Origin of the sequence: Streptomyces monashensis, from assembly GCF_001866665.1 — a bacterium.
Classification (GTDB): domain Bacteria; phylum Actinomycetota; class Actinomycetes; order Streptomycetales; family Streptomycetaceae; genus Streptomyces; species Streptomyces monashensis.
Genome location: NZ_MLYO01000023.1, coordinates 102,180 through 125,857 on the forward strand (window position 1 = coordinate 102,180; position 23,678 = coordinate 125,857).

Here is a 23,678-nt window from a genome sequence, read left to right on the forward strand (position 1 = left end):
TCCAAATCGGCGGAACCAGGGAGCGGGTCGTCACTCAGCTCTGGTCGAGCAGGGTCAAGAGTTCGTCGTTGTAGAAGTCGTCGATGGAGCACGCCCCCGACAGCGTCGAGAAGTACCGGTCGATGTGCTCCTGGTGGCCGACCAGTTTCCGCAGCATGTCCGTGCGCCCCTCGGGCTTGAGCTCGGCCACGTTGAGCGCGCCCTGGTAGTGGTTGAGCGCCTCGCCGCCCAGGTCGTTCTCGTAGCGCCGCAGCGCCGCCCGGAGCGCGTCGTCGTCGTGCAGCCGCTCCCCGATGCGGTCGGTGAGCGACTGGGCCTGGACGAAGGCCTCGGTGATGCCGCGGGCGGTGATGGAGTCCTTGTGGTTCACCGCGTCCCCGACCAGGACCCACCCGGGCCCGTAGGCCTTGCGGAAGTAGTTCTCCTGGTGCCCCGTGCCGTACAGCTGCTCCTCGCGCCTGCCCGCCCGCATCCGCTCCCACAGCTCGGGTGCCGTCGTGCGGAAGGCCTCGAGGTAGGCGGGCTCCACCGCCGTGCGGATCTCGCCGAAGTCCGCCTGGGGGAAGTAGGTCATGAGCAGCGTCAGGTCGTCGTTGGTGGGCAGGACGCCGATCCAGCGCCCCGGCCGCTCGTACAGCTCGAAGTGCGCCGGGACCCCGGACCAGTAGCTGTAGTAGGTGCAGGTCATCCGGGGATGCTCGATGACGTTGCGCGCGCCGGCCTTGCGGGCCACCAGCGAGCGCATGCCGTCCGCGCCGACGACCAGGCGTGCCCGGTCCGTCGCCTCGGTGCCGCCGGGCGTGGTGTACCGCACCCCGACGACCCGGTCGCCCTCGAACACGAGGTCGTTGACCGCGCAGGACTCCCGGAACTCCACACCGGCCGCGACGGCACCGTCCGCGAGGATCGGGTCGAGCACGTACCGCCGCGGCGCGTAGGTGGTCCGCAGGCCGTCGATCGGCAGGGAGAAGCCCTCGATGCGGACGCCGGGCGCCTCGTAGCTCTGGCGGGTGATCGGCCGGCAGCCCGCCTCGCGGAGCCTGTCGAGCAGTCCCCACCGGTGGAGCAGCGCGACGCCCTGCTGATGGATGTAGTGCGAGGACAGCGTGTCCTGCGGGAACCGCGCCTTCTCCAGGAGCAGCACGCGATATCCCTGCCGCGCGAACAGCATGGCCGTCGGCGAACCCGCACAACGGGCACCGATGACAATCACGTCGTACATGGCGCCTCTCCTTCTATCGGGTGACCGCACCCAGGGATTCGATGTACGCGGAGATCGACGCCACCGTCGGGTTGAGGAACAGCTGGTCCATCGGGACCTCGACGCCCAACTCCTCGATGAACGCGCCCTGGATCCTGACCATGACCACGGAATCCCCGCCCAGGGCGAAGAAGTCGTCGTCGTCCGCAAGGTCGGCGCGCCGGAGTTCCCGGCACCAGACAGCGTGCACGGCCTCGGAAATCATCATGTTCCTCCCTGTTGTCATCACGTCCGCCGACTAGGCACAGGCCTCGGCCAACGCCGCGCGGTCGACTTTTCCGTGCGGGCTCAGCGGAATCCGCGCAATGTTCGTGAACCTGGCCGGGACCATGTTCCGCGGCAGCGTCTCCAGGAGGCGGGTGCGCACGTCGTCCGCGGCGAGATCGGCCCCCGACGGGACGACGAACGCGGTCAGCTCCGCCTCGCCGGAGTCGGTGTAGGTGACCACCACGGCGGCTTCCCGGACCCCGGCCAGCCTGCCGAGCGCGCGCTCGACATCGGTGGGGTCGATGCGCATGCCCCGCACCTTCACCTGCGCGTCCATCCTGCCGACGACGACGAGTTCGCCGGCCTCGGTCACGTAGCCGCGGTCGCCCGTGCGGTACAGCCTGCGCGGCGCGCCGTCGACCTCGATCGTCGTGAACCTCGCGTTCTCGGGGCCCGTGCCGCCCAGGTAGCCCGCGCCGACACCGGCCCCGGAGATGCAGATCTCGCCCTGCTCCCCCGCCCCGACACCGCGCAGCCGCTCGTCGAGGAGGTGGATGTCGGTGTTGTGGGCCGGCCTGCCGACCGGTGCGATGTCGTGTTCGCCGCGCCAGTACGCGGCGAGGTCGTACGACGTCGCGACGTCCGTGCACTCGGCGACGCCGTACTGGTGCAGGAGGGTGCAGGTGTTGCCCTCGCGCCGCGCCCAGTCCGCGAGCCGTTCGACCTTCAGCGCCTCCCCGCCGAAGAGCACGTGGTCGAGCCGGGTGAGCGCGTCGCCGCCGCGGGCGGTCTCCCAGTCCACCAGCACGTACAGGGTGCTCGACGCGCAGTGCACGACGCGTATCTCGTGCTCGGTCAGGACGCGGTAGGCCAGCATGGCGTCGAAGTTCCGGCTCGGCACCAGGTGCTGGGTGGCGCCGCAGAACAGCGGTGTCATCAGGGCACGTTGGGAGAGGTCGAACCCGAACGCGCTGACGACCAGGTTGTGCGACCCGCTGTGCAGGCCGTACTCGAGCTTCAGCCAGTTCATCAGGTTGAACCAGCCCTCGTGCCGCACCGCGGTCAGCTTCGGCGTACCGGTGGAGCCGGACGTGAAGACGGCGTAGCACAGGTCGTCCCCGGTGACCGGGATGTCGGCTGAGGTCGCCGGGAGTCCGGCCAGGTGACCGGAGAGCCGCTGCAGATCGACGACCTCGGCGGCCGCCGACTCGACCATGGCGGCCGTCGCCGGGGAGGCCACGATCAGGGCGAGGCCGGGGACCTGGCCGAGCAGCAGCCGGAGCCGCGCCGACGGATAGGCCGGGTCGAACGGTACGTAGGCCGCGCCCGCCTTCAGCGTGCCGAGGACGGCGACGAGCAGGTCGATCGAGTAGTCGAGACAGATGCCGACCCTGGCGCCCCGGCCGTGCCCGCGCGCGGCGAGGAAGTGCGCGAACCGGTTGGCCCTCGCGTCCAGTTCCGCGTACGTCACCCGCTCACCGGCACAGCGCACGGCGACGGCGTCGGGGGTGGCGCGCGCATGCGCCTCGAACTGCCGGTGGACGACGGGTGCCGGGGGCAGGGCGACCCGCTTTCCCTGAAGGATCATCAACTGACTCCGATGCGAGAGGTGTCCGGTCGGACGAGCCGCCGGCACATCACGGGAACGGGCGTGCCGGCACCTGCGGGCGATGTGCCTGTGAGCGATGTGTGTCCGCGCGATGTGTGCCCAGGCGATGTGTGTGTACGGGCGATGTGTGTCTAGGCGGTGCGCTTGTCGGCGATGTGCGGATCGGCGGTGTCGAGCATGCGGGTCACCCACTTGTCGACGGGCAGACCGTGTGCGGCGGCCGCCTTCGCGTAGTACTCCAGTTGCCCGGTGGACAGCTCGATGGTGAGCGTGGTGACCTCCTGCCGGCGCTTCTCGTCGCCACCGCCCGGGGCGATCTCGTCCGTGTCGCTCTGCACGGCCAGGCTGGCGCGGACCGCCCTGCGCAGTTCGTTGCGCGACCACTTCTGCTGCTCGGCCTTGCGCAGCCAGTAGTCCTGCTCCGGTGGGGACAGCCGGGTCACCTCGGCGTGGTGGGCGAAGCTGAGGTTGTCCCGCCTGCGGTGGTGCTCGAACCGCCGGGCCACCCACGCGTAGTTGCGCAGGGTCTGGTAGTCGAGTCCGGTGCGCTCGATCGCCTCCTTGTACCGCCGCCAGCCGTAGGCGGCCTCCCCGTAGATCAGCCAGTCGGCGAGCCACCAGGCCGAGGAGTTCACCAGCTCGCGCAGATTGGTGCCGATCTGCTCCCAGGAGCGCTCCGGCAGGTTCTGCGGGAAGACCATCCCCGACTTCTGCACCTTGGCCTGTGTCCCCACGAAGGACAGGACCACATCGCGCGGCGCCGGCTCACCGCGGTCGACCACCGGCCTCGCCTTGTACGTGCTCGCGGTTCTCACAGCCCCCGTCACCACCCTCATCTCCCAACTCAGATTGACTTCACGGGTATTGACCGACCTCCTGCCGGAGCACCCACAGCGGTGCGGACGGACGGCGACCTACCGTGCCTACCGGGTCCGTCGGGTCGATCCGACGTCGGTTCCCGCGGCGTTCACTCCGCCGCCATGGCCTCCCGCAGGCTCCTGGGCCGCAGGTCGGTCCAGTTCTGCTCGACGTACTGCAGGCACTCGGACCTGGCCGCCTCGCCGAAGACCACCCGCCAGCCGTCGGGGACCTCGGCGAACACCGGCCACAGGGAGTGCTGCTCCTCGTCGTTGACCACGACGTAGAAGCGGCCGTCCTCGTCGTCGAAGGGGTTCGTGCTCAACTGGCACCGTCCTTAACCGTCACGGAGTGACTCGGGATGGGAAGTCGCCGGGCCGGGTGCGAGAGGGCACCGGGCGCGGATGCGACGACGGGCGTTGTCCGGTCGACAGGACACCCGGCGTCGGCGGCGACTCCAGCGTTGCCGTCACCGTAGGGACTCGGCCGTCGGCGCTACAAGGGCGGCGCGCCCACCGGCGTCCCGGGCGTCCGCCCGGACCCGCACCCCACCGGGATCCGCTGTACCCCGCCGGGTTCCTGTGCCACGATGCCGCTCCGTGGGCCGTGGACAGGCCGGTCGAGGCCTGCGTACGTCAGTTGCGTCCTGTCGCCGACGCGAGGGAGTGCGGGCGCGGTCGGCCTGCGGGGAGCCGGGGCTCCCGAGCGGACACACACCGCACGAGGTCCGCCCCGGCCCCGCCGGCCGCGCCCCGTCCCCTGGTCCGGCTGTGTGCGACCCGATCCCGAGGGAGAGCGATGGACGGCATCCGACCCGACCTGCGTCTGTTCGTCCTGCACCACGCAGGGGGCTCACATCTGCCCTACCGCCACTGGCCGGCCGAGCTGCCGGACACCTGGGACGTGCGGCTGCTCGACGCCCCGGGCCACGGCCTCCTCCTCGATCTCCCGCAGATCACGGACGCCGGCCGCCTCGCGGACCGCCTGTTGCGTGACATGGAGCCCGAACGGGCCTGCCCCTACGCCCTCTTCGGGCACAGCATGGGCGCCCTCGTGGCCTACGAGATCACCCGGCGGGCCGTCGACCTGGGGCTTCCGCCGCCGGTGTGGGTCGGTCTGTCGGCGCGATCCGCACCGCAGCTCGCGGGGCCGCCGACGCGGTACCACGAGTTGTCCGACGCCGAGCTGCGGACGCGGCTGAGGCTGCTCGGCGGCACGCCCGACGAGGTCTTCGACGACCCCGAGCTGTGGGCCCTGTTCGAACCGGTCATCCGGGCCGACCTGCGCCTGGTGGAGAACTGGTGCCCCGCTCCCGGCGCCACCGCCCTGCCCGTGGCGCTGTCCGCCTTCGCGGGCGGCGCGGACGGCTCCGCCTCGCCGCGGCAGATGACCGGCTGGGCGGAGCACACCGAGCGCTTCCTGGGTCTGCGGGTCTTCGACGGCGGTCACTTCTACTTCCAGGACGATCCCGGACCGCTGCTGCGGCGGATCGAGCGGGACGTGACCACGGCGCTCGCCGCGGAACCGACCGCTGTGCCGGTGCGGTGAGCCGACGGCCCACCGTCGCCGGACCGCGCACACACGACATCACCATGCAGGACAGACGACAGTCAGGAGCGAGGAATGACGAGACCGAGGAGACCGAGGGCCGGCGTGGTCGGTCTGGCGGCAGTCGCGATCACGGCCACCGCCTTCACGGGTCCCGCCGCGGCGGCGCGGGACGCGGCTCCCACGGCGGCCGCCCATCAGGCGACGCAACGGGCGATCGACGCGGCCGTCGGGGCCGGCGTCCCGGGGGTCACCGTCGAGGCACGGGACGCCGACGGCGTCTGGAAGTCGGCCTCGGGCGTGGGCGACCGGCGGACCGGGGCGCCGCGCGGCACGAACGACAGGTTCCGCATCGGCGGCCTCACCAACACGTTCGTGGCGACCGTCCTGCTGCAGATGGAGGCGGAGAACAGGCTCGGTCTCGACGACCCGGTGGAGCACTACCTGCCCGGCCTGGTGACGGGCAACGGCAACGACGGCCGCAAGATCACCGTACGGCAGCTCCTCAACCACACCAGCGGCCTGTTCGACTACCTCGCCGACCAGGACTTCTACGAGACATACTCGTTGGGTGACGGCTTTCTCCAGCACCGGTACGACACTCTGACGCCCGAGCGGCGGGTGCGGGTGGCTCTCGCCCACGCGCCGCTGTTCGCGCCCGGTACCCGGTTCTCGTTCTCCAACACCAACGACGTCCTGGCGGCGCTGATCGTGCAGAAGGTCGGCGGCCGGCCGTACGAGGACGAGGTGCGCGAGCGCATCATCGAACCCCTGGGACTCAAGGCGACCTCCAACCCCGGGACCGGCATCCGCCTGCCCCGGCCGAGCGGTCGCGGCTACTCCAAGCTCTTCCTGTCGCAGCCGGACCGGATCGACGACGTCACCGAGCTGAACGGGTCACAGAGCTGGGGCAACGGCGACATCATCTCCAGCGCGGACGACCTGACCCGGTTCTACGGGGCCCTGATGCGCGGGAAGCTGCTGCCGGCGCGGCAGCTGAAGGAACTGACGACGACCGTCGACAACCCGGATTTCCCGGGCGCGTCCTACGGACTCGACATCGAGCGGCTCACGCTGAGCTGCGGCACCACCGTCTGGTTCCGCGACGGAGGCACGACGGGGTGGCTCTCGATGGCCGCCTTCACCGAGGACGGCAGCCACCAACTCACCTTCAACTACAACGGCGACTGGGGAGCGGAGACCCTGCTGCCCGTCCTGGACGCCGAGTTCTGCGACACGCCTGCCGCCTCGGGCTGAGGCGGAGGACGCCGGGCCCGCGCCCTTTGCTGCGGGCCCGGCCGGCACCGTGAACGCGTCACGCACATGATTGACATGAGCATGGCATATACGATTGATGACAGGCCCCGAACCGCGCTAGAACGGCATGTCTGTCAACGGGAGGGTCTATGACCGTGCGAGCAGCCGTGGCGGGAGCGAGTGGATACGCGGGTGGCGAGCTTCTCCGCCTGCTCCTGGCCCACCCCGAAGTGGAGATCGGCGCCCTGACCGGAAGTTCCAGCGCGGGAGAGCGTCTTGGCACACTGCAGCCGCACCTGACCCCGCTGGCAGAACGGGAGGTGCGGCCCACCACCGCCGACGTCCTCCAGGGCCATGACGTCGTCTTCCTCGCCCTGCCGCACGGCCGGTCCGCCGCCGTCGCACAGCAGTTGGGAGACACGACGCTCGTCATCGACTGCGGCGCGGACTTCCGGCTCGCGGACGCGGCCGACTGGGAGACGTTCTACGGCTCGCCGCACGCGGGCACCTGGCCCTACGGCCTGCCCGAACTGCCCGGCGCCCGCGCCGCGTTGGCGGGCACCCGGCGCGCCGCGGTGCCGGGCTGCTACCCGACCGCGGTCCTGCTGGCCCTCTTTCCCGCGTACGCGGCGGGGCTGGCCGAACCCGATGCGGTGGTCGTCGCGGCGTCCGGCACGTCCGGCGCCGGCAAGGCGCCCAGGGCGGACCTGCTCGGCAGCGAGGTCATGGGCTCCGTGCGGGCGTACGGCGTGGGAGGCGGCCACCGGCACACTCCCGAGATGAGGCAGCACCTGAGCGCCGTGGCGGGCCGCCCGGTCACCGTCTCCTTCACCCCGACCCTGGCCCCCATGCCGCGCGGCATCCTCGCCACCTGCTCCGCCGCGGCACGGCCCGGGGTCGGCGCGGCCGACGTACGGGCCGCGTACGAGAAGGCGCTGGCCGACGAACCGTTCGTACGGCTGCTGCCCGAGGGGCAGTGGCCCGGCACCGCGGCCGTGCGCGGAGCGAACTGCGCGCACATCCAGGTGGCCCTCGACCCGGCGGCCGGCCGGATCATCGCGATCAGCGCCATCGACAACCTCACCAAGGGCACCGCGGGCGGGGCCGTGCAGAGCATGAACGCCGCGCTCGGCCTCCCCGAGGAGCTGGGGCTTTCCACGATCGGAGTCGCACCGTGAACGACCCACGGGCGCACAAGGAGATGCAGTGAGCGTCACCGCAGCACGAGGCTTCACGGCGGCGGGCATCGCCGCGGGAATCAAGCAGAACGGCGACCGGGACCTGGCTCTCGTCGTCAACAACGGGCCGGGCCGCGCCGCGGCGGGCGTCTTCACCGCCAACCGTGTGCAGGCGGCCCCCGTCCGGTGGTCCCGGCAGGTCCTCGCGGACGGTGGGATCCGCGCCGTGGTGCTCAACTCCGGTGGCGCCAACGCCTGTACCGGGCCGCAGGGCTTCACGGACACCTGCGCCACCGCCGAACGGACCGCCGAACTGCTGGGTCTGGCGACGGCGGACGTGGCGGTCTGCTCCACCGGGCTCATCGGCGTACCGCTGCCCATGGACCGGGTCCTGAACGGCGTCGCGAGCGCCGTCACCCGGTTGTCCGCCGCCGGCGGCCAGGACGCGGCGGCGGCCGTCATGACCACCGACACGGTGCCCAAGACGGCCGCCGTCACCCGGGGCGCCTGGACCGTCGGCGGCATGGCCAAGGGCGCCGGGATGCTCGCCCCCGGCCTCGCCACCATGCTCGTCGTGCTCACCACGGACGCCGCCCTGGACAGCGCGGCCCTGGACCGGGCACTGCGGGACGCCACCCGGGTCACCTTCGACCGGGTCGACTCCGACGGCTGCATGTCCACCAACGACACCGTGCTGCTGCTCTCCTCCGGTGCGTCCCGACTCACCCCGGACTACGCCGAGTTCGCCGAGGCCGTCCGCACGGTCTGCGCGGATCTGGCCCGGCAGCTCATCGGGGACGCCGAGGGCGCGAGCAAGGAGATCCGCGTCGAGGTCGTGGGCGCCGCGAGCGAGCACGACGCCGTCGAGGTGGGCCGTTCCGTCGCCCGCAACAACCTCCTCAAGTGCGCCGTCCACGGCGAGGACCCCAACTGGGGCCGCGTCCTGTCCGCCATCGGCACCACCTCCGCCGCCTTCGAACCCGACCGGCTCGGCGTCGCCATCAACGGCGTATGGGTCTGCAAGGGCGGATCGGTGGGCGAGGACCGCGCCCTGGTGGACATGACCGGCCGTGAGGTCCGCATCACCGTGGACCTCGCCGCGGGCACGGACTGCGCCGTCATCTGGACCAACGACCTCACCGCCGACTACGTCCACGAGAACAGCGAGTACGCCTCATGAGCGCTTCTCCGCCTCCCCGGCCGGCCGCCCGGCCCGCCGGCCCCGACCGCCGCGATCCCGACCGCTCGGACGAACGCACGGCCCACGCCCTGCCCAAGGCCCGCGCCCTGGTCGAGGCACTGCCCTGGATGGCGCGCCACCGGGGCAAGACCGTCGTCATCAAGTTCGGCGGCAACGCCATGGTCGACGACGACCTGAAGGCGGCCTTCGCCATGGACATCCTCTATCTGCGGCACGCGGGTCTGCACCCCGTCGTGGTGCACGGCGGCGGCCCGCAGATCAGCGCACAACTCGAACGCCTGGGCCTGGAGTCACGGTTCGAGGGCGGCCTGCGGGTCACCACCGACGAGACCATGGACGTCGTCCGCATGGTCCTCGCCGGGCAGGTGCAGCGCGAGCTCGTCGGGCTGCTCAACGCGCACGGCCCGCTCGCGGTGGGCCTGACGGGTGAGGACGCGCGCCTGATGACCGCCGTCAAGCACTACGCGCACAAGGACGGCAGGCCCGTGGACATCGGCCGCGTCGGCGAGGTCGCCCACGTCGACACCGGGGTCGTGCAGGCCCTCATCGACGACGGACGCATCCCCGTGATCTCCTCCATCGCCCGGCCCGAGGACGACAAGGACGCCGCGCAGGGCGGGGTGTTCAATGTCAACGCCGACACCGCGGCCGCGGCCCTGGCCGCCGCGCTCGGCGCCGAGATGCTGCTGATCCTGACCGACGTCGAGGGTCTGTACGCGAACTGGCCGCACAGCGACGAGGTGATCCCCCGCCTGACCGCCGGCGAACTGGCCGCACTGCTGCCGGGGTTGGCCTCCGGCATGATCCCCAAGATGGAGGGCTGCCTGCACGCCGTGCGCAACGGGGTGGGCAGCGCCCGCGTCGTCGACGGCCGGGTCAAGCACTCCATCCTGCTGCAGATCTTCACCGACGTAGGCGCCGGCACGGTGGTCGTGCCGGACGACGAGGTCCGCTTCGAGGGGGCGACGGCATGAGCGACGGCACGGACGGCACCGGGGCGGGCAACGCGACGCTGACCCGCCGCTGGCAGGGCGTCATGATGGACAACTTCGGCACCCCCCGGTTGCCCCTGGTCCGCGGCCGGGGCACCCGGGTCTGGGACGCGGAGGGCAACGAGTACCTCGACTTCGTCGGCGGCATCGCGGTCAACGCGCTCGGCCATGCACATCCCGCGGTCGTACGGGCCGTCTCCGAGCAGGCCGCCGCACTCGGACATGTCTCCAACCTGTTCATCGCCGAACCGACCGTGCGCCTCGCCGAGCACCTGCTGCGGCTCGCCGGGCGCGCGGGCCGGGTCTACTTCTCCAACTCCGGGGCCGAGGCCAACGAGGCGGCCTTCAAGATCGGCAGACTCACCGGCCGTACCCACATGGTGTCGGCCACCGGAGGCTTCCACGGCCGCACCATGGGGGCCCTGGCCCTCACCGGCCAGCGCGCCAAGCAGCGCCCCTTCGAGCCGCTGCCGGGCGAGGTCAGCCATGTGCCGTACGGGGACGCCGCGGCCCTGCACACCGCCGTCACCCCGCACACCGCCCTGGTGATGCTGGAACCCCTACAGGGGGAGAACGGCGTGGTCGTGCCGCCGCCCGGCTATCTGCGGGCCGCCCGCGAGATCACGGCGGCGACCGGCACCCTCCTCGTCCTGGACGAGATCCAGACCGGCATCGGGCGTACGGGCCACTGGTTCGCCGCGCAGGCCGAGGACGTCGAGGCGGATGTCGTCACCCTCGCCAAGGGTCTGGGCGGCGGACTGCCCATCGGCGCGACGCTCGCCTTCGGCGCGGCCGCGGATCTGCTCACGCCCGGCGCGCACGGCTCCACCTTCAGCGGGAACCCCGTGGTGTGCGCGGCCGCCCTCGCCGTCCTGGACACCATCGAACGCACGGGCGTGCTCGGCCACGTGACCCGGGCCGGGGAGCGGCTGCGGCGCGGCCTGGAGCGGCTGGGCCACCCGCTGGTGCGCGAAGTCCGCGGCGCCGGGCTGCTGTTGGGCGTCGTCCTCGACGGAGCACTCGCGGCACAGGTGCAGCGCGCCGCCCAGGACCGGGGTCTCCTGGTGAACGCCGTGCTGCCGGACGTCATCCGGCTCGCCCCGCCGCTGAACGTGTCGGACCGTGCGGTGGACACCTTCCTCGACCGCTTCCCGGCGGCCCTGTCCGAGGCCCTCGGCGAACACCTGACGGCGGCCTGAGGGCAGCCCGGCGCAGACCTGACCCCCGGCCGCGCGGCACTCGCCGGCCAGGTCACGTCCGCCGGGTCTCGAGTTCGTTGGCGAAGCGCAGCCAGTGGTCGGCGCAGCGGCGTGCGGCCTGCGCGAGGAACTCCGCGCGGTGTCCGGGCACGCTCCGTGCCAGCCTGATCCACTTCGACTCGTCGCCGATCGAGTGGACGCTCAGCATCCGCAACAGCATCCGGCCGGCATCCGTGCGCAGCGACGGGTCCTTGCGCATGTTCGGCAGCAGCAGCCCGATGGTGGCCGCGGAGACGTGCAGCGCCGTCCGGCCGGGGGCCGGCTGCGGGAGGGCCTCGCCGGCCGGCCGCGGGGCGGCCTCGGGCGGGGCCGGACACGCCGTCGCCGCCTGCCTCCTGGACGCGAGGGGGTCCTGCCCCTGGCGCATGCGGTCCCGTACGTCCTTGGCGGTCGCCGTGGCGATGCCCGCCTGCTCGGCTATCTCCCGCAGCGATGCCCCGGGGTTGGCGGCGATCACCTGGCTCGCCCGCAGCCGCCCCTCGGTCGCCCGCAGCGGCCGGACCCGTCCGTCCCGGCCCACCCGCGCGTTCAACTGTTCGTTCTGGCCGGTCGAACGACGCCGGACGCCGGCGACGGTGCTGGCCGCGAGCCCGGCGGTGGCGGCGATCCGCCGGTCCGACCAGTTCGGGCGGGCCCGCAGGATCCGCTGTGCCGCGGCCGTCCGGTCGGCCAGCGACAGGGGCAGCCCGTGGGTGATGTTGAGCCACACCCCCAGGGCGAAGGCCTCGACCTCCCCGCCCTCGAAGAACTCCACCTCGATGGTGTCGTCGCCGCGCAGCCGGGCCGCCCCGATCCGGTGCATCCCGTCGATGACCCGCATCGTCTCGCGGTGCACGAGGATCGGCGGCAGCGGCGAGTCGAGCCTGGCGAGCATCCGGACGCGCTCACCGTCGACGCCGTTGATCCGCGGGGAGTCGGAGTCCCGCAGCGATTCCACGGGCAGCGTCGCCCGGTCAAGACCCATCAGGGACCCCCGCGGTGATGGTCATGAGGTGCAGGTACACGTACGGCTCCCCTCCGTAGCCGGGCGAGGCGGGTTCAGCGATGAATTCCGGCCGAGATCGAACATGCCGTCCGGCCGGGAAAAGCGGAGGAAAAGGGGGCTCGGCGCTCGGCGTTCCGGGCGGTCGGGCGGCGTCCCGTCGACGGGACGAGCACCCCCCTGCGGGTCGCCGCCCGCACGGTCACGCCCCCGGTCGTGCGGAGTTCACCGACGATGTCACCGGACGATCGGTGCCATGCTACGCACACATCAGCCCCACAGGAGTTCGAGCACCACTACGGCGCCGCTCCAGACCGGCCGGACAGACTTCTTACCGGTTATATGCACCTTCTCGAGGAGGCATGATGGCACGTCAGACCGATCAGGCCCCGGAGTCGTGCGACGGCCCGGCGACCGCTCTCCCGCAGCCCCCGCCACGGCAACCGCGCACCGCGGGCGCCGCGCCGCGCCGGGGCAAGGTGCTGACGACCAAGGTGGGTCTGCAGATGCCGGCCGAGATGGCCTACGACGAGTGGGAACGGGCCGGACGCCAGCTCTCCGACGTCCTCGACTCGTCCTCCTGGTGGCTGGGCGACTGGCTCGTGTACGGCAAGGACCACTACACCGACCGGTACCAGCGCGGGATCCGCGCCGCCGGGCTCTCGTACCAGACCCTGCGCAACTACGCGTGGGTCTCCCGGCGCTTCGACCTCGCCCGGCGCCGGCCCACCCTGAGCTTCCAGCACCACGCCGAGCTGGCCTCGATGCCTGCCGAGGAACAGGACCTCTGGCTCGACCGCGCCGAGCAGCGGCAGTGGACCACCAAGCAGTTGCGCGGCGCCATCCGCGCCGAACGCCGGCCGGAGGAACGGCCACGCACTCCCACCGAGCCGAGCCGCCCGCTGGAGGTCCCCGACAGCCGGCTTCAGTGGTGGCACAAGGCCGCGGAGCAGCTCGGCGTCGACTTCGAGCAGTGGGTGATGACCACGCTGGACAGCGCGGCCGCGAGCGCCCTGGAGGACCTCGGCACGCAGGCGGAGAACACGGAGATCTCCGGGCTCAAGGGCATCAAGGGCCGCGCCGAGCGGACCCGGCCGGTGGCCATCAGCGCCTGAGCCCCCGGCGCCGGGGCCTCCGGGACGTCACGGCAGCCGGCTCATCAGCCCGGCGGTCTCGCGCTTGTACGTACACGCGCTCCGCCCGAACGACTCCTGTACCCGGTCGCGCACCTCGCCCGGCTGTTCCTGGCTGAGCTTGAACATGCCCTCGGCCCCGGTGACGGTGACCCGGAAGGCCCCCACGTCGGGCGCGATCCTGCGGAAGTAGCCGAGCGACTCGGTCATGTCCCAGCCGTTGCCGAACGCCCCCTCGAAGGCGCGCACGGTGGACTGCACCACGCCCAGCGTCTGCTCCAGCGAGTCGATCCTCTCCACCACGCCCCGGACATGCACCGCCGTGAAGTTCCAGGTCGGGGCGGCCGGGGTCACCTCGTACACGGTGGGCGACACATACGTATGCGGACCCGTGAACGTCAGGAGCAGGACGCTGCCCGTCTCCAGCGCCGCCCAGTGCGGATTCGCCCGGTTCATGTGCCCGAGCAGCGTGGCCCCCGGCAGCTCGCCGGACCAGTCGGCGGACGTCTCGGGGTCGAAGATGACCGGCAGATGCGTGGCGAACGGACCGTCCTCGGCACTGCCGTTCGCCACCGCGAGCGCCAGTGGATTGCCACGGATCAGGTCCACTATCCACGAACTGTCCGGTGCGCGGTAAAAGCGGGGCACGAACATCCGGATCCACCCTTTCGGCAATGGGCTCAGGGCATGGCGCTGACACAGGGCATGAATCCGGCCCAGGGCATGACTGATCGCATTACGCCGGACGCATACACCATCGGCCGCGCCACGCCACGTTGTCGAGAATGCGCGCCGACCCTACCGTTGTCCCGCCGACGGGACAACGGCTGCAGATTTCAAGCTGCGTTGACGTCCTATCGAGCGCCCTTCGCGCCCGGTTCCAGTTGCCCTCGAGTCGTTCTCCAGCGCACACTGCAGAACGGTCTCTCGAGCCACCGGCCGAGTTTTCCAGACGCAAGTGGGAGAATTTTCTATGGGCATAACGGGTAGGCGCAGCCAAGAGATCTACGACGTGGTCGGAATCGGGTTCGGCCCGTCCAACCTGTCGCTCGCGATCGCCTTGGAGGAACACGGGGCGAGCGCTCCGCAGCATCCGGTCAGGTCCCGGTTCTTCGAGCGGCAACCCACGTTCGGGTGGCACCGCAACATGCTGCTGCCGTCGACGACCATGCAGATCTCGTTCCTCAAGGACCTGGCGACCTTCAGGAATCCGATGTCCCGGTTCAGCTTCGTCTCGTATCTGCACGCCTCCAACCGGCTGGTGCAGTTCGTGAACAACCAGGACTTCTTCCCGACCCGGCAGGAGTTCCACCAGTACCTGGAGTGGGCGGCCGCCGGCCTGGGCGACCGGGTCACCTACGGCGCCGAGGTCACCTCGATCCGGCCCGGTACCGCGGCCGGGTCCCCTGCGCCCGACCTCCTCGAGATCGAGGTGCGCGACGGCGACGGCACCACCAGCGTGGTCACCGCGCGCAACGTGGCCGTCTCGACGGGCCTGGTGCCGCGGCTGCCGGAGGGCGTGACGTCCGACGAACGCGTGTGGCACAGCTCGGAGTTCCTGACCAGGTTCAACGTACAGGACCCGGCGGACCTCAGGAGCGTGGCGGTGGTCGGCGCCGGCCAGAGCGCGGCCGAGATCACCCGCTTCCTCCACGACGCCCTGCCGCACGCCCAGGTCTGCGCGGTCATCCCGTCCTACGGCTACTCCGTCGCCGACGACACCCCCTTCGCCAACCAGGTCTTCGACCCCGGCGCGGTCGACCAGTACTACTTCGGCACCGAGCAGGGACGGGACGCGTTCTGGCGCTATCACCGCAACACCAACTACTCGGTGGTCGACGCCGACGTCATCCGGGACCTGTACCAGCGCTCGTACGACGAGCAGGTGCGCGGCGCCCAGCGGCTGCACTTCCGCAACCTCACCCGGGTCGCCGAGGTCGAACGCGCCGGGAGCGGGACGCGTGTGGTGCTGCGCTCGCTGCTCGACGAGCGGACGGAGGAACTGGCCGTCGACGCGCTGGTGTTCGCCACCGGTTACGACGGTCTGGACCCGGCCCGCCTGCTCGGCGACTTCGACCGGCACTTCGAGCGCGACGCGTCGGGCAGGCACCGCGTGGAACGCGACTACCGCCTGGTCAGCACGTCGGGACTGACCTGCGGCGTCTACCTCCAGGGCGGCACCGAGCACAGCCACGGTCTGTCGTCGTCCCTGCTGTCGAACATCGCGGTGCGCAGCGGCGAGATCGCCGACTCGATCGTGCTGCGGCACACCGAGCGGGAGCTGGGCCGTCCGGTGGAGGTCTCCTCCTCGGCCGCCTGAGGCGGCACACCGTGGGGTGGGTCCCGGCGCTGTGGCCGCAGCGCCGGGACCCACTCTCTCATTCAGCCGCCCCTGATTCCCTTTCGGGCGGAGCGTGATTCGCCGCCCGGCGTTTCCCTTGATATCCGTCGCCCAAGTTGACGGGATTCGGCTTTCGTCGACCCGCGGCCGCGCGCGATGATTGACGGGCAAGCACAGCTCGGGCCGGAAAGCATTCGTCCGCACGGGGTCCGGGGCACAGCCGAGTGTTTTTGTACCGTACTCAAGCGCATGCCCGGTCATTCGGGGACCGGCCCGTGGCCGCGGTCTTCCACAGAAGGAGTCGTGCCTATGAGCGCCCATTGCCCGGTCAGCAACCTCGTCCCGCGCAACGGCGTGGGCGCGGCCCGGGTCGTCGTGCCGGACCCGGGCGAGACGGAGGTCCTGCCATGAACGAGCAGCGGCATCGGCGCCCGAACGACGACACCCGAGCCAAGGCTGGGCCAGTCCCCGTGACACACACACCCTGGGTTCCTGCCTCGGCCGGCCACCGCCCCGCCGTACCTGAGCCCCGCCACCCCGACTGTCTCATCCGTCTGCGGTTCGCCGACGCGGTCGCGCTCGAACGTGCCGACCTCGCGTTCGGTTCGCTGTCAGACCTGGGCTTCGCCGACGTGCGGAGCGACCCCGCCACCCTCACCCTCCAGATCGCCGGTGACGCCGGCATCGAGTCACTGCGGGCTGTCCTCGCGGTCCTCGACACGGCAGCGATCACGGCCGAGGCGCTCACCGTGCACACACATGAACTCGACGACGTCTTCGCCGCGTTCACCGGTCTTCCGGCAACCGCGGGCAGAACCGCCGCCGGCCGCACATGAACGCGCTCAGGCCAGGTCGTCGCGGGTCACCCGGCGGTGCGCGGTGCGCCACCTGCCACGGATGCGGACCAGGACGTCCTCCATGACGCACACATACAGGACCCTGGAACTGCCCCCGCGCGGCGTGACGTACACGAGGGCCGAGCAGCGCGTGTGCAGCGACCCGTCCGCCTGGGGTCGTACGTCGAGCATGCCGATCCAGTGATGGAGGCGGTTGCCGACCCGCCGCTGCCGTGCCTCGCCGGCACGCACATAGCGCGCGAGCCCGGCGCGGGCACGCAACGGGCCGGACAGGGAGGGAAGTTCGAAGACGGCGTCCTCGGTGAAGGTGCCCGCCCAGCGCTCGGCGTCGTGCGCGTCCAGGATCCGCATCTGGTGCGCGTAGAACCGCTGCACCTCCGCGTACAGGGCGGCGAACTCCTGGCTCTGGAGCACGCGTTCAGCGGCCATGCTCGCAACCTCCGCTTCCGTCCGTGTCCTTGGCGTCCTCGGCGTCGTCGGTCCTCCGCATGGACAGTGTTCGAGGCGCGGATCGAGCATCTTTCAAATACTCCTCAAGTGCCCCCGTCGACGGTGGATGCCGCGAGGCCGCCGCAGAGCGTTCACTCTCAGTCCATTGCAACAGGCCTGCCGAGGATTCGTTGCGTTACACCCAGGACCGTTGCAACGATTTCCATGCTTTGACCTGCAGATATCTAGATAGTGCGCAACAACTCCATTGCCGGATCGATGAATGCAACGTAGCGTTTCTGGCATCGGAAACAACGGAGCCAAGGAGCCCACGATGCAGAAGAACCAGGCTTTGACGCAGAAGTTCGACAGCCCGGCCCCCCTCACGGCCGTCCTGGACATCCCCGGCGGACTCGTCCGCCTCATCGCCGCCGACCGCACCGACACCACCGTCGAGGTCCTGCCCGCCGACCCCGCCAAGAGCCGCGACGTCAAGGCAGCCGAACAGATCACCGTCACCCACACCGACGGCACCCTCCGCATCGAGACCACCGCACCCAAGAACCGGCTCCTCGGCCCCTCCGGAGCCGTCGAGGTCACCGTCCAACTGCCCACCGACTCCCACGTCCAGGCCACGACCGCCGGCGCCGAACTGCGCGGCGTCGGACGCCTCGGCAACATCACCTTCGACGGCGCCTACCGCTCGGTCAAGCTCGACGAAGCCGCAACCACCCACCTCACCGTCCACGACGGCGACGTCTCCATCGGCCGCCTGAACGGCCCCGCCGAGATCAACACCCAACGCGGCGACATCCACATCACCGAAGCCGTCACCGGCACCCTCGACCTGCGCACCGCGAAAGGCGACATCACCGTCGGCGCCGCCCAGGGAGTCTCCGCCGCCCTCGACGCCGGCACCAGCCACGGCCGCGTCCACAACTCCCTCAGGAACCCCGACGCCACCCCCGCCCTGACCATCCGCGCCACCACCTCCTACGGCGACATCACCGCCCGCAGCCTCTGACAAGGAGCACCCCATGACGAACCCCGCCATCGCGGCACACGCACTGCGCAAGTCCTACGGCGACAAGACCGTCCTCGACGGCATCGACATCACCGTCCCGGAAGGCACCATCTTCTCCCTCCTCGGGCCCAACGGCGCAGGCAAGACCACCGCCGTCAAGATCCTGTCCACCCTCATCTCCCCCGACGGCGGCCAGGCCCGCGTCGCCGGCCACGACCTCACCACCGACCCGCAGGCCGTACGCGCCACGATCGGGGTCACCGGCCAGTTCTCCGCCGTCGACGGACTGATCACCGGCGAGGAGAACATGCTCCTCATGGCCGACCTGCACCACCTCCCCAAGGCCGAGGGACACCGCGTCACCACCGAGCTCCTCGAACGCTTCGACCTCGTGGAAGCCGCGAAGAAGCCCGCGTCCACCTACTCCGGCGGCATGAAGCGCCGCCTCGACATCGCCATGACCCTGGTCGGCGACCCCCGCATCATCTTCCTCGACGAACCCACCACCGGCCTCGACCCCCGCTCCCGCCACACCATGTGGCAGATCATCCGCGAACTCGTCGCCACCGGCACCACCGTCTTCCTCACCACCCAGTACCTCGAAGAAGCGGACGAACTCGCCGACCGCATCGCCGTCCTCAACAACGGCAAGATCGCCGCCGAAGGCACCGCCGAAGAACTCAAGCGCCTCATCCCCGGCGGACACGTACGCCTCCGCTTCACCGACCCCATCGCCTACCGGTCCGCCGCCCTCGCCCTCACCGACATCACCCACGACGACGAAACCCTCTCCCTCCAGATCCCCAGCGACGGCACCCAGAACAACCTCCGCTTCATCCTCGACCGCCTCGACACCGCCGGCATCGAGGCCGACGAACTCACCGTCCACACCCCCGACCTGGACGACGTCTTCTTCGCCCTCACCGACGGCACCGGCACCCCCAACCAGCCCAAGGAGGCTGTCCGATGAGTTCCCTGTCCCTCGCCGTACGCGACTCGAACACCATGCTGCGCCGCAACCTCCTGCACGCCCGGCGCTACCCCTCCCTCACGCTGAACCTGCTGCTCACCCCGGTCATGCTGCTGTTGCTGTTCGTCTACATCTTCGGCAACGCGATGAGCGGCGGCGCGGGCCGCTCGGCCTACATCGCCTACCTCGTGCCCGGCATCCTGCTGATGACCATCGGCTCCACCGTGATCGGCACCGCGGTGTCCGTCTCCACCGACATGAGCGAAGGCATCATCGCCCGCTTCCGCACCATGGCCATCCACCGCGGCTCCATCCTCGTCGGACACGTCATCGGCAGCGTCATCCAGTCGGTCATGAGCGTGGTCCTCGTCGGCGCCGTCGGCGTGGCCATCGGCTTCCGCTCCCACCACGCCACCGTCCTGGACTGGCTCGCGGCGTTCGGGCTGATCGTCCTGTTCGCCCTCGCGCTCACCTGGATCGCGGTCGGCATGGGCCTGGTCAGCCCGACCGCGGAGGCCGCCAGCAACAACGCCATGCCGCTGATCCTGCTGCCCCTGCTCTCCAGCGCCTTCGTCCCCCTGCACTCCATGCCCGGCTGGTTCCAGCCCATCGCCCACTACCAGCCCTTCACCCCCGCCATCGAGACCCTGCGCGGCCTCCTCCTCGGCACCCACATCGGCAACAACTGGTGGATCGCCCTGGCCTGGTGCCTCGGCCTCACCGTCCTCGGCTACCGCTGGTCCACCTCCACGTTCAACCAGGACCCGAAGTAGCCGCCCATCACGACGACGGGGCCTCACCCGTCCGAACTCTCCACCGCCCCACTCGAAGCACCGAACCGCCGCCGGCGCCCTCACCATCCCCCGAGGGCACCGGCGACGCGGCGTTCAGGAACGGTTCACAGCCGGCGCAGCAGGGCCGCCCGGTCGACCTTGCCCGTGCTGGTCAGGGGCAGCTCGTCGAGCGCGACGACGCGCGTGGGGATCATGTACGACGGCAGGATGGTCCGCAGGGCGCGTACGACCTCGGCCTTCGAGAGCGGATCGGCCGCCGGCACGTAGAAGGCGGCCAGCGTCCGCCCGCCCGGCCCCGTGGGCGCCACCACCGACGCGGCCCGGACACCCGGGCACTGGAGGAGGGCGCTCTGCACCTCGCCCAGTTCGATCCGGTAGCCGCGCACCTTGACCTGGTCGTCGAGGCGGCCGAGGAACTGCAGGTCGCCGCTCGGCAGCCAGCGGGCGCGGTCACCGGTGCGGTACATGCGCTCGCCGGGGCTCAGGGCTCCCGGATCGGGCAGGAACTTGACGGCGGTGAGACGGGCGGCCGCGGCGTAGCCCAGGGCCACGCAGGTGCCGGCGATGTACAGATCGCCCTCCTCGCCGAGGGGGCAGGGGCGCAGGTCGCCGTCGAGCACGTAGTAGCGGGCGTTCTGCATCGGTTTCCCGTAGGGGATGCTCGGCCACGTGGGGTCGACGTCGCCCACCCGGTAGTGGTTCGACCAGACGGTGCACTCCGTGGCGCCGCCCAGCGCCACCACCTCGGCCTTCGGGAACGCGGCCCGGATCCGGTCCGGGAGCGGCACCGGGATCCAGTCGCCGCTGAGGAGGACCAGGCGGAGCGTGTCGCGCCCGGCGGGCTCGCGGGCCTGGACGAAGGGCATGACCATGGCCAGGGTGGCGGGCGCCGAGTCCCAGATGGTGATGGCCTCCTGTTCGAGCAGGTCCACCAGGGTGTCCGGCTCGGCGAGTTCCGCCGCCGACGCCAGCCGTACGGTCGCGCCGGCGGCCAGCACGCCGAAGACGTCGTAGACCGAGAGGTCGAAGCAGAAGGACGTGACGAACAGGATCTCGTCGGCGGGCCCGATCCCGTAGGTGCGGTTCACCCAGTCGATGAGGTTCACCGCCGACCGGTGGGTGACGACGACTCCCTTGGGCGCACCGGTCGAACCGGACGTGAAGATGGTGTAGCAGACGTCCTCGGCCGTCGGACCGGTGGCGAGGGGGGCGGCCGGGCGGAGGCCGACGTGATGGCCGGTCCACAGCGGCTCGCGGCCCGGCGCCGCGCGCTCACGGGACGGCTCCACGCGGATGACGGCGTCGTACCGCTCGGCCAGTTCGCCGCCGAACTCCTCGGCCCGGCGGCGGTGGACGCTCGCGCGGGCCACCCCGGGCAGGAGTTCGGGGAGGCGCTCGACGAACCGGGGCGGGACCCGAAGGCCGGAGCAGGTGCCGAGCCCGGGGTCGACGAGGTCGGCGAGGACGATGACGCCGTCGTCGGCGAGCAGCCCGAGAAGCGAGTCGAGGACGCCGGTCAGGTGGTCGAGATCCGGCAGGAACTGCACCGTACTGGCGAGCACGACGACGTGGAACGGGCCGCGTACCCGCTCGGCGGCCTCATGCGCGAAGCACACCACGCCGTCGACCTCGCCCCCGGCCCGGGCCCCTGTCTCCTGGCTCCGGGCCACGGACACCGGTGAGGGGTCGACGGCGACGTAGCGGGACGCCCACGGCGCCAGGGCCTCGACGATCAGGCCGGAACCGCACCCGATCTCCAGGACCGAGGGCCGTTCGACAGACGTCGCGGCCCGCACGAACCGCGCCACGTGGTTCTGGTAGCCCCGGACGTCGTCCTCGTCGAACGGCCGTTGCGCGCGGCGCAGGTTGAAGCCGGCGGCTTCGAGCGGATCGTCGGAGCCGGACACGTAGTCGAAGAGGTCCGCGACCTGCTCGCGCCGGAACGTGGCCGACCAGGAGAACTCCTCGGGGATGTCGGGGCACAGCACGTGGCGGAGCGACGGCACCTCCCAGCGGAACTCCTGTACGGAGGGCAGGTGTACGCGGTCGGTCAGAACGGCCGCCACATCGAGCTGGTCGAGCAGCCCGACCACCCGGGCGGCGGGCCACGACGGGTCGAGCGGGACGTAGGAGGCGCCGCACTTGAGCACCGCGAGCAGTCCGACGAGAGCCGACGCGTCGCGCTCGCCGTAGACGCCCACGGTGCCGCCCCGGCCCAGTCCCAGCTCGCGCAGCAGCCGCGCCAGCCGGTTGGCGTGGCGGTCCAGTTCGCCATGGGTGAGGACCTGCTTGTCGGAGGTCACGATCGCGGGGCGGTCCGGGTACCTCAGGGCGGCCTCGGCGATCAGCCCGGGGATCGTGGCGTCGTCGCGAAACGGCCGCGCGGTCTCGTTCCACCCGCTCCAGGGGGCGCCCGGCACGGACGCCGGCGGGACGCTCACCGGGCCGGCGCCCGGAAGGCCTCGTGGGCCGCCAGCACGCCGGTCAGTTCGTTCACCGTCGGGTGGTCGAAGAAGAGCCGGAGCGACAGGCGCGTGCCGGCCAGGGACCCGAGCCTGGCCATGATGCCGGCGATCAGCAGGGAATTGCCGCCGGCTTCGAAGAAGTCGTCGTCGTCGCCGAAACGGTCGTGCTCCAGTGCGTCGGCCCACTGCACCCGCACGTGGGCGCGGAGCAGCTCGAGGTCCGGGCCGTCGTGGCCGACGTGGTCCGGGCTCGCCACCCCGGCCGATCCGAAGTTGTTCACCACTCGCTCCTGCGTCGTCTCGGTGCGCTGCGTCTTCAACTGGCTTTCACTGCAGCCCTGTTACCGGCAACGGCTCCGCCGCCGACCGCGGCTCGGTCGCCCGGTTCCGGCCGGGTGCCAGTCTTGCCGTGGCGGCCGGCCGTTGTCCGAGGATCTTTCAGAGGTCAGTCAGGGTTGACGCCCGTGGGCCGCGGCCACTGGTCATCCTTGCGTGCATGGGAACAAACACGAAGAGTCGCTGGTTCGTCGGTGTCCCTCACGATGGCCCCAAGGAGTGCGCGCTGTACGCCTTTCCGCATGCGGGCGCCGGCGTGACCACGGTGCGTCAGCTGTGCGTCGAACTCTCCGACGCGTTCGACGCCTTCGGGGTACGCCTCCCGGGCCGGGAGTCCCGGCTCGGGGATCCGGTGGAGACCGTCATGCCCGAGCTCGCCGACAAGCTCGCCGACGAACTGCTCCGCCACGCCGAGGGGCGCCCGGTGGTGCTGTACGGGCACTGCGCCGGCGCGGCGGTCGCCTACGAGGTGGCACGACGCCTGGGCCCCGCCCGGGTGCGGGCGCTGGTCGTCTCCTCGCACCCGGCTCCGGGGAGCGTCCGCCGCGAGCCCACGTGGGCGTTGCCGCGGCCGGACTTCCTCCAGCAGGTCGTGACGGACGGGTACCTCCCGTCGCAGCTCCTCGCCAACGAGGAACTGCTCGACATCATCGAGCCCGCCCTGCGCGCCGACTACGAACTCGTCGACGCCTACGAGCTGGAGCTGTACGAAAACGGGGCCGGCGAACCCGTCCCGGTTCCGACGGTGGCCGTGTTCGGCCACGACGACCACACCGTCGAACCCGCCCACATCGACGCCTGGTCGGCGCTCACCACCGGGCCGTTCCGGGTCGTGTCCCTGCCCGGCGGACATGACCTGCCGAGCAGCCGTCCGGCAGAGCTGGCGGCGGCCATCCGCGAGGCCCTGGCGGCCTGCGCCTGAGCACGGGCGCCGGCCCGCCGCCCGCCCCACACCCGTCGGCCGGCACCTCGCGCGG

General features: G+C 71.2%; 23 protein-coding genes. 13 read left to right on the forward strand and 10 right to left on the reverse strand.

Translation table 11 applies throughout. The annotated features are described in order from the left end of the window. Positions 1-34 precede the first annotated feature (34 nt). The 5 genes from BIV23_RS13525 to BIV23_RS13545 all read right to left on the reverse strand — a co-directional run bounded on the left by BIV23_RS13525 (position 35) and on the right by BIV23_RS13545 (position 4,260). The gene (locus BIV23_RS13525; RefSeq protein WP_071381060.1) at positions 35-1,222 is read right to left on the reverse strand and encodes an NAD(P)/FAD-dependent oxidoreductase; all 1,188 of its coding nucleotides are present in this window, start codon (positions 1,220-1,222) and stop codon (positions 35-37) included. Positions 1,223-1,235: 13 nt separating this feature from the next. Further along, entirely contained in the window at positions 1,236-1,469 is a 234-nt protein-coding gene (locus tag BIV23_RS13530; RefSeq protein ID WP_079173129.1) for an acyl carrier protein, read from the reverse strand. 30 nt (positions 1,470-1,499) lie between these two features. Further along, entirely contained in the window at positions 1,500-3,056 is a 1,557-nt protein-coding gene (locus tag BIV23_RS13535; RefSeq protein WP_071381061.1) for an amino acid adenylation domain-containing protein, read from the reverse strand. 152 nt (positions 3,057-3,208) lie between these two features. Next, entirely contained in the window at positions 3,209-3,892 is a 684-nt protein-coding gene (locus tag BIV23_RS13540; RefSeq protein ID WP_245790515.1) for an LmbU family transcriptional regulator, read from the reverse strand. A gap of 152 nt (positions 3,893-4,044) precedes the next feature. Further along, complete coding sequence (locus tag BIV23_RS13545) at positions 4,045-4,260, reverse strand: MbtH family protein (protein WP_071381062.1); 216 nt, start codon at positions 4,258-4,260, stop codon at positions 4,045-4,047. Positions 4,261-4,733: 473 nt separating this feature from the next. Here BIV23_RS13545 and BIV23_RS13550 point away from each other — a divergent pair, with 473 nt between their 5' ends. From BIV23_RS13550 to BIV23_RS13575, 6 genes are all read left to right on the forward strand, one after another. After that, positions 4,734-5,483, forward strand: coding sequence for a thioesterase II family protein (locus BIV23_RS13550; protein ID WP_071381063.1), 750 nt, complete (start codon positions 4,734-4,736; stop codon positions 5,481-5,483). A gap of 75 nt (positions 5,484-5,558) precedes the next feature. Beyond that, a complete protein-coding gene (locus tag BIV23_RS13555) occupies positions 5,559-6,740 on the forward strand; it encodes a serine hydrolase domain-containing protein (protein WP_071381064.1) in 1,182 nt (393 codons plus the stop codon). 149 nt (positions 6,741-6,889) lie between these two features. Next, the gene (gene argC, locus BIV23_RS13560) at positions 6,890-7,918 is read left to right on the forward strand and encodes an N-acetyl-gamma-glutamyl-phosphate reductase (RefSeq protein ID WP_071381065.1); all 1,029 of its coding nucleotides are present in this window, start codon (positions 6,890-6,892) and stop codon (positions 7,916-7,918) included. A 28-nt stretch (positions 7,919-7,946) separates the two neighbouring features. After that, positions 7,947-9,098: a bifunctional glutamate N-acetyltransferase/amino-acid acetyltransferase ArgJ gene (gene argJ, locus BIV23_RS13565; RefSeq protein ID WP_071381066.1), complete on the forward strand. Its 1,152-nt coding sequence runs from the start codon at positions 7,947-7,949 to the stop codon at positions 9,096-9,098. After that, entirely contained in the window at positions 9,095-10,093 is a 999-nt protein-coding gene (gene argB / locus BIV23_RS13570; protein ID WP_079173130.1) for an acetylglutamate kinase, read from the forward strand. The genes argJ and argB overlap by 4 nt, the downstream gene beginning before the upstream one ends. Further along, entirely contained in the window at positions 10,090-11,310 is a 1,221-nt protein-coding gene (locus BIV23_RS13575; RefSeq protein WP_071381067.1) for an acetylornithine transaminase, read from the forward strand. Before argB ends, BIV23_RS13575 begins: the two co-directional genes overlap by 4 nt. Before the next feature lie 52 nt (positions 11,311-11,362). Here BIV23_RS13575 and BIV23_RS13580 read toward each other — a convergent pair whose 3' ends face one another. After that, on the reverse strand, positions 11,363-12,334 hold the full coding sequence (locus BIV23_RS13580) for a ParB N-terminal domain-containing protein (protein WP_071381068.1): 972 nt from the start codon (positions 12,332-12,334) through the stop codon (positions 11,363-11,365). A 383-nt stretch (positions 12,335-12,717) separates the two neighbouring features. On the opposite strand from BIV23_RS13580, the gene BIV23_RS13585 reads away from it, so the two are divergent. Further along, entirely contained in the window at positions 12,718-13,467 is a 750-nt protein-coding gene (locus BIV23_RS13585) for an LmbU family transcriptional regulator (protein ID WP_245790516.1), read from the forward strand. A gap of 27 nt (positions 13,468-13,494) precedes the next feature. Here BIV23_RS13585 and BIV23_RS13590 read toward each other — a convergent pair whose 3' ends face one another. Continuing rightward, on the reverse strand, positions 13,495-14,139 hold the full coding sequence (locus tag BIV23_RS13590) for an FMN-binding negative transcriptional regulator (RefSeq protein ID WP_071381069.1): 645 nt from the start codon (positions 14,137-14,139) through the stop codon (positions 13,495-13,497). A 319-nt stretch (positions 14,140-14,458) separates the two neighbouring features. Between BIV23_RS13590 and BIV23_RS13595 the strand changes: the two genes are divergently transcribed. Together BIV23_RS13595 and BIV23_RS13600 are read left to right on the forward strand one after the other, a co-directional pair. Continuing rightward, on the forward strand, positions 14,459-15,805 hold the full coding sequence (locus tag BIV23_RS13595; RefSeq protein WP_071381070.1) for a lysine N(6)-hydroxylase/L-ornithine N(5)-oxygenase family protein: 1,347 nt from the start codon (positions 14,459-14,461) through the stop codon (positions 15,803-15,805). Positions 15,806-16,296: 491 nt separating this feature from the next. After that, complete coding sequence (locus BIV23_RS13600; RefSeq protein ID WP_071381071.1) at positions 16,297-16,662, forward strand: hypothetical protein; 366 nt, start codon at positions 16,297-16,299, stop codon at positions 16,660-16,662. A gap of 6 nt (positions 16,663-16,668) precedes the next feature. Here the strand turns inward: BIV23_RS13600 and BIV23_RS13605 are convergent, their stop codons facing one another. Continuing rightward, complete coding sequence (locus BIV23_RS13605; RefSeq protein WP_071381072.1) at positions 16,669-17,112, reverse strand: nuclear transport factor 2 family protein; 444 nt, start codon at positions 17,110-17,112, stop codon at positions 16,669-16,671. Positions 17,113-17,446: 334 nt separating this feature from the next. Here BIV23_RS13605 and BIV23_RS13610 point away from each other — a divergent pair, with 334 nt between their 5' ends. The 3 genes from BIV23_RS13610 to BIV23_RS13620 are packed head-to-tail and all read left to right on the forward strand — an operon-like array spanning position 17,447 to position 19,879. Continuing rightward, positions 17,447-18,136 carry a DUF4097 family beta strand repeat-containing protein gene (locus tag BIV23_RS13610; protein WP_071381046.1) on the forward strand — a complete coding sequence of 230 codons (690 nt, stop codon included), beginning with the start codon at positions 17,447-17,449 and terminating at the stop codon, positions 18,134-18,136. Positions 18,137-18,149: 13 nt separating this feature from the next. Beyond that, entirely contained in the window at positions 18,150-19,106 is a 957-nt protein-coding gene (locus BIV23_RS13615) for an ATP-binding cassette domain-containing protein (RefSeq protein WP_071381073.1), read from the forward strand. Continuing rightward, a complete protein-coding gene (locus BIV23_RS13620; protein ID WP_071381074.1) occupies positions 19,103-19,879 on the forward strand; it encodes an ABC transporter permease in 777 nt (258 codons plus the stop codon). Before BIV23_RS13615 ends, BIV23_RS13620 begins: the two co-directional genes overlap by 4 nt. A gap of 125 nt (positions 19,880-20,004) precedes the next feature. Here BIV23_RS13620 and BIV23_RS13625 read toward each other — a convergent pair whose 3' ends face one another. Together BIV23_RS13625 and BIV23_RS13630 are read right to left on the reverse strand one after the other, a co-directional pair. Further along, positions 20,005-22,341, reverse strand: a complete 2,337-nt coding sequence (locus tag BIV23_RS13625; protein WP_071381075.1) for an amino acid adenylation domain-containing protein — start codon at positions 22,339-22,341, stop codon at positions 20,005-20,007. After that, positions 22,338-22,646, reverse strand: a complete 309-nt coding sequence (locus BIV23_RS13630) for an acyl carrier protein (RefSeq protein ID WP_177239885.1) — start codon at positions 22,644-22,646, stop codon at positions 22,338-22,340. Before BIV23_RS13630 ends, BIV23_RS13625 begins: the two co-directional genes overlap by 4 nt. Positions 22,647-22,861: 215 nt before the next feature. Between BIV23_RS13630 and BIV23_RS13635 the strand changes: the two genes are divergently transcribed. After that, positions 22,862-23,623: a thioesterase II family protein gene (locus BIV23_RS13635; protein WP_079173131.1), complete on the forward strand. Its 762-nt coding sequence runs from the start codon at positions 22,862-22,864 to the stop codon at positions 23,621-23,623. Positions 23,624-23,678: the final 55 nt, after the last annotated feature.